The organism is Aestuariivirga litoralis (assembly GCF_015714715.1).
GTDB classification, from domain to species: domain Bacteria; phylum Pseudomonadota; class Alphaproteobacteria; order Rhizobiales; family Aestuariivirgaceae; genus Aestuariivirga; species Aestuariivirga litoralis_A.
This window is the reverse complement of sequence record NZ_WAHS01000001.1, coordinates 1,052,120-1,070,702: the sequence shown is the minus strand read 5'-3', so window position 1 is coordinate 1,070,702 and position 18,583 is coordinate 1,052,120. Positions and strand designations below refer to the sequence as shown.

18 protein-coding genes and 1 tRNA gene are annotated in these 18,583 nt (G+C 58.4%); 15 read left to right on the top strand and 4 right to left on the bottom strand.

The window, feature by feature from the left end; genetic code table 11:
• Positions 1–45: 45 nt before the first annotated feature.
• A complete protein-coding gene (gene glyA / locus F8B91_RS05640; protein ID WP_196502708.1) occupies positions 46–1,410 on the top strand; it encodes a serine hydroxymethyltransferase in 1,365 nt (454 codons plus the stop codon).
• A gap of 9 nt (positions 1,411–1,419) precedes the next feature.
• Entirely contained in the window at positions 1,420–1,881 is a 462-nt protein-coding gene (gene nrdR, locus F8B91_RS05635; RefSeq protein WP_196502707.1) for a transcriptional regulator NrdR, read from the top strand.
• A gap of 1 nt (position 1,882) precedes the next feature.
• Here the strand turns inward: nrdR and F8B91_RS05630 are convergent, their stop codons facing one another.
• Positions 1,883–2,785, bottom strand: coding sequence for a DMT family transporter (locus F8B91_RS05630; protein ID WP_196502706.1), 903 nt, complete (start codon positions 2,783–2,785; stop codon positions 1,883–1,885).
• A gap of 98 nt (positions 2,786–2,883) precedes the next feature.
• Here F8B91_RS05630 and nusB point away from each other — a divergent pair, with 98 nt between their 5' ends.
• The 6 genes from nusB (at position 2,884) to F8B91_RS05600 (ending at position 10,721) form a co-directional block, all read left to right on the top strand.
• Positions 2,884–3,354: a transcription antitermination factor NusB gene (nusB, locus tag F8B91_RS05625; protein WP_196502705.1), complete on the top strand. Its 471-nt coding sequence runs from the start codon at positions 2,884–2,886 to the stop codon at positions 3,352–3,354.
• Complete coding sequence (locus F8B91_RS05620) at positions 3,351–4,538, top strand: MFS transporter (protein WP_196502704.1); 1,188 nt, start codon at positions 3,351–3,353, stop codon at positions 4,536–4,538. Before nusB ends, F8B91_RS05620 begins: the two co-directional genes overlap by 4 nt.
• The gene (locus F8B91_RS05615; RefSeq protein ID WP_196502703.1) at positions 4,535–5,743 is read left to right on the top strand and encodes an MFS transporter; all 1,209 of its coding nucleotides are present in this window, start codon (positions 4,535–4,537) and stop codon (positions 5,741–5,743) included. Before F8B91_RS05620 ends, F8B91_RS05615 begins: the two co-directional genes overlap by 4 nt.
• Before the next feature lie 187 nt (positions 5,744–5,930).
• Complete coding sequence (locus F8B91_RS05610) at positions 5,931–8,042, top strand: sodium-translocating pyrophosphatase (protein WP_196502702.1); 2,112 nt, start codon at positions 5,931–5,933, stop codon at positions 8,040–8,042.
• 272 nt (positions 8,043–8,314) lie between these two features.
• Positions 8,315–10,210 (top strand): methyl-accepting chemotaxis protein, encoded by a 1,896-nt coding sequence (locus tag F8B91_RS05605; RefSeq protein ID WP_196502701.1) that lies wholly within the window; start codon positions 8,315–8,317, stop codon positions 10,208–10,210.
• 49 nt (positions 10,211–10,259) lie between these two features.
• On the top strand, positions 10,260–10,721 hold the full coding sequence (locus F8B91_RS05600; RefSeq protein WP_196502700.1) for a chemotaxis protein CheW: 462 nt from the start codon (positions 10,260–10,262) through the stop codon (positions 10,719–10,721).
• A 19-nt stretch (positions 10,722–10,740) separates the two neighbouring features.
• On the opposite strand, the gene F8B91_RS05595 is transcribed toward F8B91_RS05600, so the two are convergent.
• Positions 10,741–11,193, bottom strand: a complete 453-nt coding sequence (locus F8B91_RS05595) for an outer membrane protein assembly factor BamE (protein WP_196502699.1) — start codon at positions 11,191–11,193, stop codon at positions 10,741–10,743.
• A gap of 195 nt (positions 11,194–11,388) precedes the next feature.
• Between F8B91_RS05595 and F8B91_RS05590 the strand changes: the two genes are divergently transcribed.
• The 7 genes from F8B91_RS05590 to F8B91_RS05560 all read left to right on the top strand — a co-directional run bounded on the left by F8B91_RS05590 (position 11,389) and on the right by F8B91_RS05560 (position 15,459).
• The gene (locus F8B91_RS05590; protein ID WP_196502698.1) at positions 11,389–11,781 is read left to right on the top strand and encodes a ubiquinol-cytochrome C chaperone family protein; all 393 of its coding nucleotides are present in this window, start codon (positions 11,389–11,391) and stop codon (positions 11,779–11,781) included.
• Entirely contained in the window at positions 11,778–12,236 is a 459-nt protein-coding gene (locus F8B91_RS05585) for a YceD family protein (RefSeq protein ID WP_196502697.1), read from the top strand. Before F8B91_RS05590 ends, F8B91_RS05585 begins: the two co-directional genes overlap by 4 nt.
• Positions 12,237–12,305: 69 nt before the next feature.
• A complete protein-coding gene (plsX, locus tag F8B91_RS05580) occupies positions 12,306–13,364 on the top strand; it encodes a phosphate acyltransferase PlsX (protein ID WP_196502696.1) in 1,059 nt (352 codons plus the stop codon).
• A complete protein-coding gene (locus F8B91_RS05575; RefSeq protein WP_196502695.1) occupies positions 13,361–14,320 on the top strand; it encodes a beta-ketoacyl-ACP synthase III in 960 nt (319 codons plus the stop codon). Before plsX ends, F8B91_RS05575 begins: the two co-directional genes overlap by 4 nt.
• Positions 14,321–14,430: 110 nt before the next feature.
• Positions 14,431–14,742: an integration host factor subunit alpha gene (locus F8B91_RS05570; RefSeq protein WP_196502694.1), complete on the top strand. Its 312-nt coding sequence runs from the start codon at positions 14,431–14,433 to the stop codon at positions 14,740–14,742.
• Positions 14,743–14,792: 50 nt separating this feature from the next.
• Positions 14,793–15,284 carry a MerR family transcriptional regulator gene (locus F8B91_RS05565; RefSeq protein ID WP_196502693.1) on the top strand — a complete coding sequence of 164 codons (492 nt, stop codon included), beginning with the start codon at positions 14,793–14,795 and terminating at the stop codon, positions 15,282–15,284.
• A gap of 98 nt (positions 15,285–15,382) precedes the next feature.
• A tRNA-Pro gene (locus tag F8B91_RS05560) sits at positions 15,383–15,459 on the top strand.
• Positions 15,460–15,491: 32 nt separating this feature from the next.
• Here the strand turns inward: F8B91_RS05560 and F8B91_RS05555 are convergent.
• Positions 15,492–16,889 carry a lipopolysaccharide biosynthesis protein gene (locus F8B91_RS05555; protein ID WP_196502692.1) on the bottom strand — a complete coding sequence of 466 codons (1,398 nt, stop codon included), beginning with the start codon at positions 16,887–16,889 and terminating at the stop codon, positions 15,492–15,494.
• A gap of 42 nt (positions 16,890–16,931) precedes the next feature.
• On the bottom strand, positions 16,932–18,458 hold the full coding sequence (locus tag F8B91_RS05550; RefSeq protein ID WP_246714972.1) for an undecaprenyl-phosphate glucose phosphotransferase: 1,527 nt from the start codon (positions 18,456–18,458) through the stop codon (positions 16,932–16,934).
• Positions 18,459–18,583: the final 125 nt, after the last annotated feature.

Sequence of the window (18,583 nt, the reverse complement as noted above, 5' to 3'; positions counted from 1 at the left end):
CGTTGAAGCCTGTATAGACAGGCTTCAATTGTTTTGAGGGCAAACATGGCGAAGTCGGCAAAGAAGGCATACAAGGCAAAGGCAAGGAAGCCAGCCACGAAAGCAAAGGCAAAGGGCGCGAAAGTAGCGAAGCCGCTGTTCCCCGGCTTCTTCAAGGATACCCTGAAGAGCAGCGATCCGAAGATCGCCAAGGCCATCGCCTCGGAACTCGCCCGCCAGCAGAACGAGATCGAACTGATCGCGTCTGAAAACATCGTCTCCAAGGCCGTGCTCGAAGCACAAGGCTCGGTGATGACCAACAAATATGCCGAAGGTTATCCGGGCCGCCGCTATTATGGCGGCTGCCAATATGTAGACCAATCCGAACAATTGGCGATTGACCGCGCCAAGGAATTGTTCGGCGCCACTTACGCAAACGTGCAGCCGCATTCCGGCGCCACGGCAAACCAGGGCGTGTTCTTCGCACTCCTGCAACCGGGCGACACGTTTATGGGTCTCGACCTCGCTTGCGGTGGCCATCTCACCCATGGCTCGCCCGTCAACCAGTCCGGCAAGTGGTTCAAGGTCGCGTCCTATCTCGTGCGCCAGGACACGTTGCAGATTGACTATGACAGCGTGGCCCAGCGCGCGCTGGAAACCAAGCCGAAGGTAATCATCGCCGGCGGCTCGGCCTATCCGCGCGCCATCAACTTCAAGAAGTTCCGCGAGATCGCCGACTCGGTGGGCGCTTACCTGATGGTGGATATGGCCCACTTCGCCGGCCTCGTCGCCGGTGGCCAGCACGCCAACCCGCTCGACTATGCCCATGTCGCCACCACCACCACACACAAGACGCTGCGTGGACCGCGCGGCGGCATGATCCTGACGCGCGATGAAGACCTGGGCAAGAAGATCAACTCAGCGATTTTCCCCGGCATTATCGGTGGCCCGCTGGAACATGTGATCGCGGCCAAGGCCGTGGCCTTCGGTGAAGCCTTGAAGCCCGCCTTCAAGAAATACGCAGCCAACGTTGTAAAGAACGCCCAAATTCTGGCGCAGACCATGATCGATGGCGGCTGTGACATCACAACCGGCGGTACCGATACGCATCTGATGCTGGTCGACCTGCGCAAGAAGGGTCTGACCGGCAAGGCAGCCGAAGCCGCCCTCGGCCGCGCATACATCACCTGCAACAAGAACGGTATTCCCTTCGACACTGAAAAGCCGATGATCACTTCGGGCATCCGTCTGGGTTCACCCGCCGGCACCACGCGCGGCTTCGGCGAAACGGAGTTCCGCGAAGTGGGAAATCTCGCGATCGAAGTGCTCGATGGACTTTCCAAGAATGGCGAAGACGGCAATGCCAAGGTGGAAGCCGGCGTGAAAAAGCGCGTTCTGGCTTTGACCAAGAAATTCCCGATCTACGGATAATACCACCCGATGAAATGCCCCTTCTGCGGCAACGCGGATACGCAAGTAAAAGACAGCCGCACCTCGGAAGATGGTGCGGCGATCCGGCGCCGCCGTGCCTGCCCGGATTGCGGCGGGCGCTTCACCACCTTTGAGCGGGTGCAGCTGCGTGAGCTTTCGGTGATGAAACGTTCAGGCCGCCGCACGCCATTTGACCGCGACAAGCTGGCCCGCTCTGTGCAAGTGGCCTTGCGCAAGCGCCCGGTCGAGGCCGAGCGCATAGAGCGCATGGTGTCAGGCATCGTGCGTCAGCTCGAAAGCCTGGGCGAAAGCGAAATCAAATCGGAGCAGATCGGCGAGCTTGTGATGGAAGGCCTCAAAAGCCTTGATGACGTGGCCTATGTGCGCTTCGCCTCAGTCTACCGCAATTTCCGCGAAGCCAAGGATTTCGAAAACATCATCGGCGAACTCGCCCAGGATGAAGACAAGTAGCTCACGCCGGTTGAGGCGCGAACTTGTCCTTGTTGCGTTCACGCCAGACCAGATAGGCCGAAGCGCCAGCGATCAGCGCAATGCCGAGCCAGAGATTGCCTTCCGGCAATTGCACGCCGAGGAACCAACTGACCGCCAGGTTGGACAGCAGCTTGAGATCATCAAACGGCTGCACGAAAGCCGCATCCGCCACCGCATAGGATTTGGTGAGCAGGAAATTGGCCAGGTAAGTGACCAGCCCGCCGATCAGCAGGTAAATCAGAATCTGCCCACCCGGCACTTCAAACCCGGCCTTCACTGAAAGCGCCAGATTGATCGGCGTCAGCAACAGCAGCAGCCACACGGTAATATTTTCCGATGGCTCTTCTGCCGTCAGCTTCTTGGTCATCAGCGAGACGATGCCCCACAGAATAGCGGCAACCACCGGCAACAGATCAGCCCAGGAGAAGCTTTGCGCCCAGGGCTGCACTACAACGAGCCCACCGAGGAAGCCCACGGCCGCAGCCACCCAGCGTTCCGGCCCGACCTTTTCGCGCAGGATAAGCCCGGCACCGAGCAAGATGAAGAACGGCGATGTCATCACCAGCACCACGATCTTCCACAGCGGAAGGCCGTAGGCGAAGCACATCACAAAGGCCTGCACGCCCAGCGCCGAAAGCACGGCGCGTACGACATTGATGCCGATATGTTTGGTCTTCAACGCATTGCGGCCATAGCGGAACAAGATCGGCAGGCCGATGATCAGCGCAATGGCATATTGGTAAAACGCGTCGGATTGCGGCTTGAAGCCCAGCCCGTAGACGATGGTCGAGGTCAAGCCATTGCCGATGGCAAAACACAGACCGGACGCCACCATGAATGCCGCACCAAGCAGCGGGGTCTTCTTTTGCAGGATCTGGTTCATGTCATTCCGGGGAAAGCCGGACCCATTCCGGCCAAGCTGGGATAGTATGAGCCAGCCGCGCTTGCAAGGGCAGGCTTGCCCCGCTAAGGCCTCAGCGCATGACCACCCCCCGCCAAAAGCCTACCGCCAAATCCGCCGCCAGGCTGGGTGCCGTTCAGGCGCTGTACCAGATGGATATAGCCGGCGCTGATGTTGGCGAGACCCTGGCGCAATTTGTTGCGCGCGCAGTAGGTGATAATTTTGAAGACGGCCAGTGCGGTGAGGCTGACTATAAGCACCTCCGCGATGTGGTCGAAGGCGTGGTGCGTGAGCAGCAACTGATCGACGTGACAGTGGACAAGCAGCTCGACAAGGATTGGCCGATCCACCGCATCAACGCAATCTTGCGCGCCGTGCTGCGGGCAGGGGCCTTCGAGATCATGTTCAAGGAAAATGTGCCCGCACGCGTGGCCATCAATGAATATGTGAATGTGGCTGCTGCCTTCTTTGATGCCGAAGAGCCGGCTCTGGCCAATGCCGTGCTGAACGCCTTGGCGCGGGTCAGGCGGCCTGAAGAGTTCGCGGCGTGAAAATCGCCGCATCGCGTCTGACCATTCTGCGCCTGGCGATTGCGCAGTCGCTCTATTCCAGCGTCATCATCATTGTGTTTGCGACAGCGGGCCTCGTCGGCCTGACCATAGCGCCGGAGCGTGCACTGGCCACGTTGCCGCCTTCGGCCTTCTATGTGGGCTCGATCCTGTCCACCCTTCCGGCTTCGTTCCTGATGCAGCGTTTCGGCCGCAAGCCGGTCTTCCTCACCGGGGCGGTGATTTCAGTCATCGGCTCTGGCCTTGCGGTCTGGGCGATTTTTCATGCGGCGTTTTATACTTTCTGTTTTGCCATCCTGCTGCACGGCGTGTTCCAGGCCACGAGCAATTTCTACAGCTTCGCCGCATCTGAAAGTGCCGCACCTGAAGACAAGTCACTGGCCATTTCCTGGGTGCTGACCGGCGGCGTGATTGCGGCCTTCATCGGCACATTGACCGCGAGCTACGCCGCAGACTGGTTTACGCCTTATACCCATGCTGGGGCCTATCTCGCTGCAGGTATCCTGGCCGTTCTCAACATGGGCGTGATTGCAACAACGCCGCTGCCGAAGCCCAAGCTGGCGGAAATATCCGGCCCTAGGCGCTCTTGGGGCGAACTCATCAGCCAGCCGCGCCTCGTCGTCGCGATGATCGCTGGTGCTGTCTCTTACGGCCTGATGAGCTTCATGATGACGGCAGGCCCCGTGGCCATGACCATCTGCGGCTTTGACCACACAGCTTCGTCGCTGGCGTTGCAATGGCATGTGCTCGGCATGTTCGTGCCCAGCTTCTTTACCGGGCTGCTGATCAAGCGTTTCGGCGTGGGCTTCATCACCGGCAGCGGCATGGTGATCCTGATCGCGGCCGGCGTTGTGGGCCTCACCGGCATCACCTTCATTCACTTCTCGGCGGCGATGATCCTGTTGGGCATCGGCTGGAATTTCGGCTTCATCGGCGGCACCACCATGCTCACCGAATGCTACCGCCCACAGGAGCGCTCCAAGGTTCAGGGCGTCAACAATTTCGGCGTAACCGTGCTGCAGACGATTGCGTCCTTCTCGTCAGGCGGAATGCTTGCTCTGTGGGGCTGGAACTCGGTGCCCACGCTGGTCATTCCGGTTTCGCTGCTCGTCCTCGGGCTGCTCACGCTGATGCTGTCGCGCAGGCAGGCTTCCGCAGCTTCGTGAAAAGACCAACACAGCTCGTTTGTGCCTTGGGGCTTACGCAGATCGCGGGCTATGGCTCGATCTACTATTCCTTTTCGATTTTAGCAGCTGACGTGGCCCGGGATTTCGGCCGCACTAGCAGCTGGTTCTTCCTCGTCTTCTCAGGCGCGCTGATCGCAGGCGGGCTGGTGATGCCCTTTGCCGGCAAACTGTTTGACCGTTTCGGCGCAGCCCAATTGATGGCGGCGGGCTCAATGCTTACCGGGCTTTTCCTGGTGTTCACATCCACCACGCATTCGCTTTGGGCCTTCGCCATCGGCATGGCGCTGATCCAGATCGTCTCGGGCTTCGTGCTCTACGATGCAGCCTTCACCACAATCGTCCAATCTGGCCTCGGCGGCAGCCAGAACATGATCATGTATCTCACGCTGATTGCAGGCTTCGCCTCAACGCTATTCTGGCCGCTCACCACAGCGCTTGACCATCAATGGGGCTGGCGCTGGACCATGGTGTTCTTTGCCGCCCTCAATCTGGCCTTCTGCTTTCCCACTCACGTCTGGCTGTCGCGCAATTTCCGCAAAGCCGCACATCCGGCCCAAGCCTCAACAGCCAGCGTCGCCGCAACCACAGAGCAACCGATGGACCGGCGTACATCTTTGCGCCTGATGATCATGGTCACCGCCGGTTTCGCCATCAGCGGCGTCACGCTCTCTGCCATCCTCTCGCAGATGGTGCCCATGCTGCATGAGCTTGGCCTGGGCAACATGGCATTACTCGTTTCAACCCTATTTGGGCCGGCTCAAGTGGCGATGCGTGCCGTCCAGATCTTCTTCGGCAAGTCGCAGCACCCGCTCACCATTACGATTTTCGCGCTCAGTCTGCTGCCACTGGCGCTGTTCATTCTCGCCATCACGGCGCCGTGGATCGCCGGCGCCGTGGCCTTCGCCATTCTGGTTGGCCTGGCCTCGGGCCTCAAAAGCATCGTGCAGGGCACGCTGCCCTTGGTTGTCTTCGGCCGCACTGGCTATGGCAGCCGCATCGGCATCATGAGCGGCTTCCGTTATGTGACGGCAGCACTTGCACCTTTCGCTTTCTCATTGCTGGGCGAAGTGACCACCACGCGCACCACTGCAATGATCTTCGCTGCCATCGGCGTCGTGGGCCTCCTGTGCTTCATCGACGTCATCTATGTCCTGCGCCGCCGGGGGCAGGGCGTGCCGCTCTGAAAGCTCAAAACCCCTCAGAATTCTGAGCATCGCCGCTCAATTCCATCAGGGCAAATCCCTCAAAACCGGGTTGCAAAAGTGTCGGAATTTTGGCAGTGGAAAGCTTCCTTCAGCACCGCCTCGTGAAGCGTGATTCCGTCGCGGCCATCGTCCCCTTGGTGCTGGGCAACAACATTTGAGGGAAATCATGAATTCAACTCTATGGCTGATTGCGCTGGCAGGCTTCCTGTCCATCGTTTACAGCATCGTCACTTACCGCGGCCTCATGGCCCAGGATGCAGGCTCGGCCCGCATGCAGGAAATCTCCGCTGCAGTGCGCGAAGGCGCGCAGGCTTATCTGAAGCGCCAATACACGACCATCGCCATTGTCGGCGTGGTGATCTTCATCATCGGCCTGGTGCTGCTGGGCTGGAAGGCCGCTGTCGGCTTCGCCGTGGGCGCCATCCTTTCAGGCCTCGCTGGCTTCATCGGCATGAATGTTTCGGTGCGCGCCAATGTGCGTGTTGCCCAAGCCGCCACCAAGTCTCTCGCTGGCGGTCTCGATCTCTCCTTCAAGGCCGGTGCCATTACCGGCCTTTTGGTTGCGGGCCTGGGCCTTCTCGGCATCACGCTTTACTTCTTGTTCCTCACTGCAGGTCTGGGCCTTTCGCCCACCAGCCGTGATGTGATTGACGCGCTGGTCGCCACCTCGTTTGGCGCTTCGCTGATCTCGATCTTCGCACGTCTCGGCGGCGGCATCTTCACCAAGGGTGCAGACGTGGGCGGCGACATGGTCGGTAAAGTCGAAGCCGGCATTCCGGAAGATGATCCACGCAACCCTGCGACCATCGCTGACAATGTCGGTGACAATGTTGGCGATTGCGCCGGCATGGCCGCTGACTTGTTCGAAACCTATGTGGTGACTTCGGTTGCCACCATGGTTCTGGCCGCCATCGCGCTGCCGGAAGCTTACAAGTTGGCCGGCATGGTTCTGCCGCTGGCGATTGGTGGCGCGTGCGTCATCACCTCGATCATCGGCACTTACTTTGTGAAGCTCGGTTCATCGAACAACATCATGAACGCGCTCTACAAGGGCTTGCTCGCCACCGGCGTGCTGTCGCTGATCGCGCTTTATCCCGTGCTGAACTACATGTTCGGCAACATGAGTGTTGAACTCGGCACCGGCGATCTGCACTTCACCCCGATGAGCCTGTTCTGGTGCGGTGTAACTGGCCTCGTGATTACTGCGGCCATCATCTACATCACCGAATATTACACCGGCACCGGCAAGCGCCCGGTGAACTCGATTGCCGAAGCGTCGATCACCGGCCATGGCACCAACGTCATCCAGGGCCTCGCGGTCTCGCTGGAATCGACGGCCCTGCCGGCACTGGTCATCGTGGTTGGCATTCTCGTCACTTATAACCTCGCTGGCCTCTTTGGCATCGCGTTTGCCGTCACCACCATGCTGGCTCTCGCCGGCATCATCGTGGCGCTGGATGCGTTTGGCCCTGTCACCGACAATGCCGGTGGCATTGCCGAAATGGCAGGCCTGCCCAAGGAAGTGCGCCACAACACCGACGCGCTCGACGCTGTGGGCAACACCACCAAGGCCGTGACCAAGGGCTATGCCATTGGTTCAGCCGGTCTGGGCGCTCTCGTGCTGTTTGCGGCTTACACGCAGGATCTGCACTCGTTCTTCCCTGACCTCAAGGTGAGCTTCGACCTCTCCAACCCCTACGTCGTCGTTGGCTTGCTGTTCGGCGGCCTGCTGCCTTATCTGTTTGGCGGCATGTCGATGACGGCTGTGGGCCGCGCGGCTCAGGCTGTGGTCGTTGAAGTGCGCCGCCAGTTCAAGGAAAACCCCGGCATCATGAAGGGCACGTCCAAGCCTGATTATGCTCGCGCGGTTGACCTGCTGACCAAGGCTGCCATCAAGGAAATGATCATCCCTTCCTTGCTGCCAGTGCTCTCGCCCATCGTGGTGTATTTCGTGATCAAGGCGATCGCCGGCCAGGCTGAAGCCTTCGCCTCTGTGGGCGCCATGCTCATGGGCGTGATCGTGACGGGCCTGTTTGTGGCCATCTCGATGACCGCCGGTGGCGGCGCCTGGGACAATGCCAAGAAGTCATTCGAAGATGGCTTCGTGGACTCAAAGGGCGTGAAGCACCTGAAGGGCAGCGATGCCCACAAGGCTTCCGTGACCGGTGACACCGTCGGCGACCCCTACAAGGACACCGCCGGCCCTGCCGTGAACCCGATGATCAAGATCACCAACATCATGGCACTGTTGCTGCTGGCCGTTCTGGCCGGGCACTAAGACAGCGCCAACAAGGTCAAGCCGGGGTGGCAACGCCCCGGCTTTTTGTTGTTCTTGCGCCAAATAGTTGCAAGTTATGGCGCCGATTCGAAATGAGTTCCTTATCATGTGCTCGCAGTCCATCCCACAAACACAAAACAAAGCAATCGCTTAGAAGCAGGCTTTAGCCTGCAACCTTCGCACACGCTTTGATTGCTAGCGAAGTGTCAGCTTTTGGGGAGAACGAAGTGGCCGGGTTCAAACAACTAAATCTCAATTTTAAGCTGTTGGGCATGAGCCTGTTTATCGGCGCCGTCGGCGTCGCATCTGCAGGTGCAGGTCTGTGGAGTGTGACCGCGCTGCAAGCCAGCCTGACCAAGCAGGACCGCCTGAATGACCTCGCCAATGTGCAGATGAACATCGACATGATGCATGATGCATTGCGCGCCGATGTATTGATCGGCCTCTCCACGTTGGAGCCTGACTCACAGATTTCGCTGGCAACGGTGAAGACGCAGTTTTCCGATCATGCCAAGAACATGCAGTCGCTTTCGGGGCGCGCCTCAATGCTCTCCACCACTGAAATTGTCGGTAACGACATTGTAAACGCGGTGGATGAAGCGCAGCACCCGCTGTTCAAATATACGGCGACCGCCCGCGAAATCATCGACGGTATCGATGGGCATGCAGCTGAAGCCAAGGCCAAGCTCCCCGATTTTCTGGATCAGTTCCATAAGCTCGAAGACCAGCTGGGTGATATGGGTGAGAAAATCCAGACGGCAGCTGGCGATCAGTCTACTCAATTGTCGGAATTCGCCAATTACAACCGCCTGCTCATGCTGGGCGTTCTGGTCTTCTCGGTCATCGCAGCGGCGCTCATGGGCCTGATGTTACGCCTGCAGGTGATCAACCCGCTAAACAAACTTGTCACGGTAATCCGCAAGCTCGCCGACGGTGATGTGAATGTGGATCCACCAGGCGTGAGGCGTGGCGATGAGCTGGGCATGATCGCCCGTGCGGTTGCCATTTTCCGCGATCATGAAATCACCTTGCGTGCCGAGCGTGAGGAGCAGGGGCGCGCCAAGCTGCAGGCTGATGAAGATCGCCGCAGTGCTGAAGCTGCAGCCATCAACAATGAACGCAGCCTGGTCATGAAAGCCATTGGTGGCGCCATGGAAAAACTGGCTCGGAAGGATCTGACCTATCGCCTGAAATCCGATCTGCCCGAGGCTTACAGGAAGTTGCAGGGCGATTTCAACGATGCCATCGGTGCCTTTGAAAGAGTGATCGAGAAACTTTCGCAGAGTTCCTCTGCCATCACCACCGGCACCCGCGAAATCACCACCGCGTCCGATGACCTGACCCAGCGCACTGAAATGCAGGCGGCCAATCTCGAAGAAACCGCCGCCGCCGTATCCGATATCACCAACAAAGTGCGAGCCACCGCCACCGGTGCTGGCCATGCCCGCGAAGTCGTTTCTGCGGCAAAGAATGAGGCCGCACAAAGCGGTGAAATCGTACGCCAGGCGATTGATGCCATGAACAGCATCGAAGGCTCGTCAAAGCAGATCACTCAGATTATCGGCGTGATCGACGAGATCGCCTTCCAGACAAATCTTCTGGCGTTGAATGCCGGCGTGGAAGCTGCGCGTGCTGGCGATGCTGGCCGCGGCTTTGCAGTGGTGGCGCAGGAAGTGCGTGCACTGGCCCAGCGATCGGCCGAGGCTGCCAAGCAGATCAAGACGCTCATTGCATCCTCGCATGCGCAGGTGCAGCACGGTGTGCGCCTTGTAGGCGACACCAGCACCTTGCTGGAGCGCATCGTGCGCCGCGTCGTTGAAATCAATGATGTGGTGGCCGATATAGCCACCGGTGCAGCCGACCAGGCCCAAAGTCTGGGCCAGGTAAACTCTGCAGTGGATAGCATGGACAAGGCCACCCAGCAGAATGCCGCGATGGTCGAAGAAACCACCGCCGCAACCCATCAGTTGGCTATCCTCTCGACAGAGCTGCATGACATCGTATCCACCTTCGCCATCAGCGGTGGGACAAAGCCGATCATGGCGCTCAAGCCGGCCAATCCGGTGGTTGCGCCCAAGGCTGCTTCGATGGCGCATTCTGAACCCGCTCAACGCACCTCCCGATCGCTTTTGGGCAAAACCGGCACGGACGATTGGTCAGAATTTTAACCTTTGTTCACTAGAAATTGAGTCTGTAGCGCAACCCAGGAGCGTAGGCATGGCTTTGTCCGGTAGCAATAATGGTGATCGCGAACTGGTCATTTTCAAGAATGGCGAGCTCGAATATTGCATCGATATCATGCAGGTTCGCGAAATCCGCGGATGGACCACGGCAACCCCGATCCCACGCGCACCGGATTACATGGTGGGCGTGATCAACTTGCGCGGAACAGTTTTGCCCGTGCTGGATCTGAAAATGCGCTTGGGCGGTGAAAAATCAGAGCCCACCGTGCGTCACGCCATTATCGTGGTTCAGGGCGGCGACCAACTAACCGGCCTTTTAGTTGAGGGTGTCTCGGACATCATCTCCATCAAGGAAGATATGTTGCATCCCACGCCGGATGTCAGCTCGGCCATTGCCCGCAGTTTTGTGACCGGCATCGTGACATTGGAGGGCCGCATGATCAGCCTTCTGTCGCTCGAAGAAATCCTGCCAAAGGCGGCGCTCGAAGCGGCGTAAATCCGCTTCTATAATGATATTACCTCGTGGGTTTCATGGCTGATGCGCCGGGAGTCGGCGTGCTATCTCCCACGCCCTTGAACAGCTCCACCAGCAACGAGAATTCTGAACCCGTTACCGGGCTCTTGCGGGTGTTCATGTCGATCACATGCCCGTCCTGCAGGCCATATTGAGCCACGCCTGAAACGCGGTCCTGCCGGTCAAATCGCACGGCGATCACCAATCTGTCGGTTTCCACTGGTTTGAAAAATGCCGTCTGCTGCGTGGTGGAAGAAATGTAATAATAGCTGTCGCCAGCAAAGTTGACTGAGGCCGTGGTGGTGGGCGAACCGAGATTGCCTTCCACTTCCACTTTCGACATGCCGGCATGAATCTGGTTGAAAACGCCGGGTTTGGGCAGATAGCCGCGGTGGTCGATTTCAGGGGTGCAACCCGCCAATGCGCTTGCAACAACGGCCGTTACAAGCCACATAGGGAAAAATTTGGACCCGTTCATTCTTGCTGGCATGTCTTATTCAACCCGTTTTTTGACCTTTTGCACGTGGCATGGATTCGAGGCAAGCCAATGCTAAGAAACCTTTTCAGACGCCGCCCCGATCCCAGTCAGCCCCTCTATGAAGCGATTGTGGCGGCGGCACGGCAGAAGTGTTTTTACCGTGATTTGGACGTGCCTGACACGATTGATGGGCGTTTTGACATGCTGGTGCTGCACCTGGCTCTGGTCATCGCGCGCCTCAAGCATGAGGAAAATGAACTTCGTCAGCATCTCGTCAACCGCTTCTGCAACGACATGGATGACAATCTGCGCGAGATCGGCGCCAGCGACATTGCGGTCGGCAAGAAAGTGCGCCGCATGGCCGAGGCATTTCAGGGCCGCTATGCCGCCTATGATGCCGCCACGGATGAGGCCACGTTAAAAGCGGCCCTGCAGCGCAATGTCTATGCGGGCAGGGATGTGAGTGGGGTCTCTACGTTGGCGCACTATGTGTTGACAGCACGAAGCGCTCTCGCGAAGCAACATCCGAACGTGATTGCATCCGGCAAGGTGCAATTCTCATGACCAGTAAAAAGATCACGAGCGTGGAATTCTCCCGGCCTCTGATCGTGGACCGGGTTCCGCGCAAGGGCTCGCATGAAGTATTCGAAGCCGATGAGACGGAGCGTACGCGCCTGGCCACGCGATTTGCGCTGCCACAGCTCCACAAGCTTTCTGCCAGGTTGCTTGCCATGCCCTGGCGCGGTGGCGGGCTCAAGGTCACAGGAACGGTGGAAGCGGATGTGACCCGGGTTTCAGTCGTCTCGCTGGAAGAGTTCCGCCAGACGACCAGCTTTCAGGTGGAGCGCTTCTTCCTCACCGCCAACAAGATCGATGAAAGCATCGAGGACGATGCCGACCCGATTGTGAATGGTGAGGTTGATCTCGGAGAAATCGTCTCGGAAGCGCTGGGTCTGGAGCTCGATCCCTATCCCCGAAAACCCGGCGAAGTCTTTGCTGCCGAGCCAGAAAATCCCTGAAAAAATTAGGTTGTTTCGAGGGCCAAAGCCTCTAATTTGCGAGGCACTCGGCCCGGAATCATAATGCTCATGACGTCAAAACTGAAAATCGCAATTGATGCCATGGGCGGTGACCATGGCCCGGACGTTGCGATTCCAGGGGCTGCTTTGGCCGCCAAGCGCCACCCCGATGTTGATTTCATTTTTTATGGTGACAGCGCGAAAATTTCTCCGATTGTCGCCGCTCAGAGCCACCTGTCGCAGCGTGCCGAAATCCGCAACGCCGATGTGGCGGTGGGGATGGATGAAAAGCCTTCGCAGGCGCTGCGCCGCGGCCGCAACAAAAGCGGCATGTGGCTGGCGATTGAAAGCGTGCGTGCCGGCGAAGCTGCGGCCGTTGTTTCCGCCGGCAATACCGGTGCTTTGATGGCGATGGCGCGCTTTATCCTGCGCACCATGCCCGGCATTGAACGCCCGGCCATTGCCGCCGTCTGGCCCACCATGAACGGAGAGTGCGTGGTGCTCGACGTGGGTGCCACGGTGGGCGCTGATGCGCATCAGCTGGTGGAATTCGCCATCATGGGCGAGGCGATGGCCTCGTGCCTGTTCGGCAAACAGCACCCGACCGTGGGCCTCCTCAACATTGGTGTCGAGGAAGTCAAAGGCAATGACAGCGTCAAGGAAGCCGGCCGCATGCTGCGCGAGCTGAAGTTGCCACTGAAATATGAAGGCTATGTCGAGGGTGACGACATTGGCAAGGGCAAGGTCGATGTGGTGGTGACCGAGGGTTTCACCGGCAACGTCGCCTTGAAGACGGCTGAGGGAACATCAAAGCAAATCACCAGCTTGTTGCGCAGTGCATTGCGCGCCAGCATCATCACCAAGATTGGTGCATTCCTGGCATCCAGCGCTTTCGATGCGCTGCGTGATCGGCTGGACCCGCGCAAGCACAATGGCGGCGTGCTCCTTGGCCTCAATGGCGTAGTTGTGAAAAGCCATGGCGGCACCGATGCCCTGGGCTTTGCCACCGCCATTGAAGTGGCGATCGACATGGTGCGCAATGGCCTGACCCAACGCATCGCCGCCGATGTTGCCGAAGTGCACAATGTTTTGCAGGCGGGACTTCCGAGCGCGGACACCGCGGCATGACACGTTCTGTGATTGCCGGCGTCGGCTCGGCCTTGCCGCGCCATATTCTCACCAATGATGATCTCTCCAAGATAGTGGACACCACCGATGCTTGGATCACCGAGCGCACCGGCATCAAGGCCCGCCACATCGCGGGTGATGATGAAACCACCAAGTCGCTTGCCGTCGAAGCCGCGCGCAATGCGCTAGCCCATGCCGGGCTTGAAGCCAGTGCCGTTGATCTGATCGTGCTGGCCACCTCGACACCGGATCATACGTTTCCCGCCACCGCAACTGAAGTGCAGGCCGAGCTTGGCATCACCAAGGGCGCGGCCTTTGACCTGCAGGCCGTATGTTCAGGCTTCATCTACGCACTGACAACGGCAGACGCCCTCATTAAGTCTGGCCAGGCCACATGTGCTTTGGTCATCGGCTCTGAAACATTCTCGCGCATCCTCGACTGGAACGACCGCGCCACCTGCGTGCTGTTTGGCGATGGAGCAGGGGCCTTCGTGATCACAGCGAATGATGGCGAGGAGGGCGGCATCATGAATTGCAAGCTGCGTTCCGATGGGCGCTATCAAAACAAGCTTTATGTCGATGGCGGCCCTTCTACCACGAAGACCGTGGGGCACCTGCGTATGGAAGGCCGTGAGGTTTTCAAACACGCTGTCACCAATATGCACGAGGTGATCGGAGAGATTCTCCGGGCTGCCGATGTCAAGGTTGCCGACATAGACTGGTTCGTGCCGCATCAGGCCAACAAAAGGATTCTCGACACAACGGCAGGCAAACTTGGCGTGCCGACCGAGAAATTTATTGTGACGCTGGACAAGCACGGCAATACTTCAGCTGCGTCGATCCCGCTCGCCTTTGATTACGGTGTAAAACAAGGACTTATTAAACGCGGCCAGCTCGTTTTGATGGAAGCCATGGGGGGCGGTTTCACCTGGGGCGGGATTTTGGCACGATTTTGATTCTCATTTAAATGAAGAAACGGCTTTAAGCCCTTGAGAACAGTCAAACTTGATTTGCATTATGTATTGAACCATTCTAGCTTGAAAGTGTTGAACAGGCGGAGATTCACATGAATACCAAAACCTTGACGCGCGCCGACCTGACTGAAGTTCTTCACCGTGAAGTGGGCCTGTCTCGTACAGAGTCAGCTGATATGGTGAATTCCGTGCTGGATCTGGTTTCAGATGCTTTGGTGGAGGGGCAGACAGTCAAGCTGTCATCTTTCGGTACTTTCATGGTACGCGCCAAAAGGCAACGTATTGGACGTAATCCAAAAACCGGTGTTGAGGTGCCAATCACCCCGCGCCGCGTGTTGGTGTTCAGGCCAAGCCAGATTATGAAGAATATCGTCAATGGCGAGGAGCCGGGCGACGTAGACTGATTGCAGGCGTGTGGGGACACCCGTGATCATTACAATTGGGGGATAGGGCTATGACGATCGAAAAGTCACCCGATGCGTTTCGCACAATCAGCGAGGTCGCGGAGGAATTGAACGTGCCGCAGCATGTGCTGCGCTTCTGGGAAACCAGGTTCACGCAAATCAAACCGATGAAGCGCGCCGGTGGGCGCCGCTATTACCGTCCCGCTGACGTGGAGCTGCTGAAGGGCATTCACGAGCTTCTCTACAAGAAGGGCTACACCATCCGTGGTGTGCAACTTGTGCTGAAGGAAGAGGGTGCGCCTTACGTATCGGGCATCGGCCGTGGCGAAGTCATGGCGCGCAAGAGCGAGCTGGCCATCCTCGGAGCACCGCAGCCGGGCACCGCAAAGGTGGCCCCGCGCCTGGGCCGTGCCACACCGGGCCGCAATGTGGATCAGGCCCCGAAAGTCATCCACAAGCTGTCCACCAATCAGTCCGACGCGCTGCGTGCAGCCCTGAAAGATTTGGGCGACGCCCGCAAATTGCTTGATCCACGCGGATAACAGCGCCGCCTAGCTTTGTATTGGACTTTGCGTTCAGGAATGCTAGACGGCCTCTAGAGCGTTTTGACTTTTCCTTGAAAAGTCAAAATCGCCTTAGTCGGAGCGTAGCGCAGCCCGGTAGCGCACTAGTCTGGGGGACTAGGGGTCGCAGGTTCGAATCCTGTCGCTCCGACCATTTCTTCTCACGCATCAAATAGAAATTCCAGCTCATGCCTTCGCGTGGGCCGTGGCGCGGATCAACTTGCGGCGCGGCTTCCGGCGCGCAGGTGTGACAACCAAAGCGGCGTCCACTGGCGCCTTCGGCGGCCAGATTACTCCCAGCAGTGAGGGATCCAGCCCCGCGCGCCTGCGCAGGATGCCGATGGTGATCACATTCCACAGCACAATGCCGCCAGCTGACGCAACCGCTGCACCCATCTGCCCATAATGCGGCACCAGCAATATCTGTGCGATCAGCGTGAGCGCATAGGAGCCGATCAGCACTTTGACATAGGGCTTCTCGAAATTGGTCATTTGCATCATGTAATCGGTAGGTCCTGCAATGGCATTGACCAGCGTGCCGAAGCCTACCACCAGCAGGACCGGATAGGCCGACACAAAGCTCGCATCAAAGAAGCCCAGCAGGATCTTGCCGCCCAGCACCAGAACCAGATAGCCAAAGGCCGTCGCCGCGAAAATCGCCAGTGCCAGCTTGCGGTTCAGTTTTTGCAACTCGGCGCGCTGGCCGGAATGATACAGTGCCGACATCAGAGGTGCGGCCACCAGGCCACCAGCAATCAGCACCAGGCTCAAAATCTGCGCGGTCTTCTGCGCCGCGAAATACGAGCCGGCATCTTCGGTATTCATCATCAGGCCCACCAGCACCACGTCAAACTGCTGGATCATCGCAAACACAACACTGGCCAGCCAAATTGGAAACAAACTGGACCAGATATTTCCCAGATTGCTGCGCGCCGCAACCACCGGCCCAAGCAGGTCGATATTCTTGAACGTCCGGTAGGCCTGCCAGCCATTGAGGGTGACCAGCACCAGTGCCGAAATTTCAAGCGCTGTGCCGCCGCCGACATGACCTTTCAGATAGAGCACCATGAACACCAAAGCAGGTGCAATGATGCGCCACACAACGTCGCGCGGAAGCATTGATGCTACAGTGCTGCCCTGCGCCCGCAGCAACGAAGTTGAATAGTCGCCCAGATTGATCATCATGCCCAAAAGGCCAATGCCAATGAAGAGGCAGAAGTGCTTTTCAATTCCGATGGCATCGAGGAAGAACCACAGTGCCAGGCAGGCACCAATCATCACGGCACCCCCGATCAGCGCCATCAGATAGCCCAGCTCCACCACCCCCTTTGCATGGGCTTTGTCGCCGCGTACCAGGTAAGAGGGCCAGTAACGCATGATGGAAACCGAGAAGCCGCAGCCACCCAGGGCCGCAATCACGATGGCCGCATTGAGGCCCAGCGCGTAATGGCCATAACCCTTGGCGGTGAGCAGATGGGCAAAGGCAATATTGCCGCCATAAGCAAGTCCGGCGCCCGCGACTTTGATCGCGAAGGAGATGAGTGCTGAGCGGCCCACCTTGGTATTCGTCAGAGCGGCATTCATGATTTGCTCTCCAGTCTTTTTGTTGTTCTTGTCAGGCAGGGTTCAATAAGCGTTTTCAGTATTCATCAGGGCCGCAGGCGTGCGCAGCAGGATGTAGATGTCAAACATCAGCGACCAGTTTTCGATGTAGAAAAGATCATGCTCGACGCGGCGTTCGATTTTTTCTGCCGTATCCGTCTCGCCGCGCCAGCCATTGATCTGCGCCCAGCCGGTAATGCCGGGCTTCACCCGGTGGCGGGCGAAATAGCCGTCAACCACATGCTCATAGAGCGCCTCGGCTGCCTTTGCCTGGGTGGCATGCGGGCGTGGGCCCACCAGTGAAAGGTCACCCTTCAGCACATTGATGAATTGCGGCAGCTCGTCCAGCGTGGTGCGGCGGATGAAGCGACCAATGCCGGTCACGCGCGCATCGCCCTTGGTCACCAGCTTGGTCGCGTTGGCATCGGTCTGGTTCACATACATCGAGCGGAATTTGTAAACTTCGATCAGTTCATTGTTGAAGCCATAGCGCTTCTGTTTGAAAAACACCGGCCCCTTGCTGTCCATCTTGATGGCAATGGCAATGACGGCCATGACGGGCGATAGCACCGCCAGCGCAACGGCAGCCATTGTCTTGTCCAGGACGGCCTTGAAATAGGGGCCCCAGTCGCCCAGCGGCCGATCATAGACATCAAGGCAGGGCAGGTTGCCGATGAAGGAATAGGCACGCGGGCGCAGGCGCAGGCGTTGGCTTTGTGCGCTGAGGCGAATATCAACCGGCAGCACCCAGAGCTTGCTCATGATCTGCGTCACACGATCTTCAGCAGCCGTCGGAAGCGTGATGATCAGCGTATCGACGCGCGTGGAACGCACGAAATCAATCAGGTCATCCATGCCGCCCAATTTGTAGAGGCCTTTGACTTCGGCGGCCGAGCGCGTGTCGTCGCGGTCATCAAAGATACCAATCAGATTGGCACCGCTATCGGGCGAGCTTTCGATGGCGGAAATCACCCGGGCAGCATTTTCACCGCCACCCACCAGCACCACGCGCTTGTTGAAGCGGCCATCGGCATTGAGCTTGCGCAGGAACCCGCCCAGCAGGAAACGGCAGGCAACAAACAGAAACGCGCCGGAGATGGACCACGAGATCAGCCACACGCGCGACAGGTCTTCACCTGCCTTGAACAGGAAGATGGCCGCACTGAGCAGCAGGAAGGAAAGCGCCCAGGCAAAAATCAGATGCGGCAGCCGGCGGAACGGCGACAGGAGGTGGCTGAACGCGTAATCCCGCGTCAGAACGCTCACCTGTACCAAAATGAAACAACCCAGTGCCGCAAAGCTGGCATAGGGCAGCCAGTTCTGCAGGGCGGTCGAACCGGGGTAGTGAATGGCAATGGTGAATGCGCCAGCCAGCGTGACCACGATGTCGATGAAGGCGGCCAGCAGCATGGCGAGCTGCGGCGAAACAAAAGGCTTTCCGCGCACTGTCGTGCTGACAGCCGCGCGCATTTCAGGGCGTCGCTGCGCCGAAAGCAGCGTGTCGAGGTCAATCAGGGTTGCCTGCGCAAGGTCTTTGGGGTCGAGTTTCATTTTGCACCATTGCCGAGAAGGGGTCCCGGTTGGCGGAATTGATGCAACCGCTGCGCCATCACAAGGCGCGCCGAGGCCAATGAAAATATGGAGTTAATGCCAGGTTAATGCTGACAGTTGTGTCA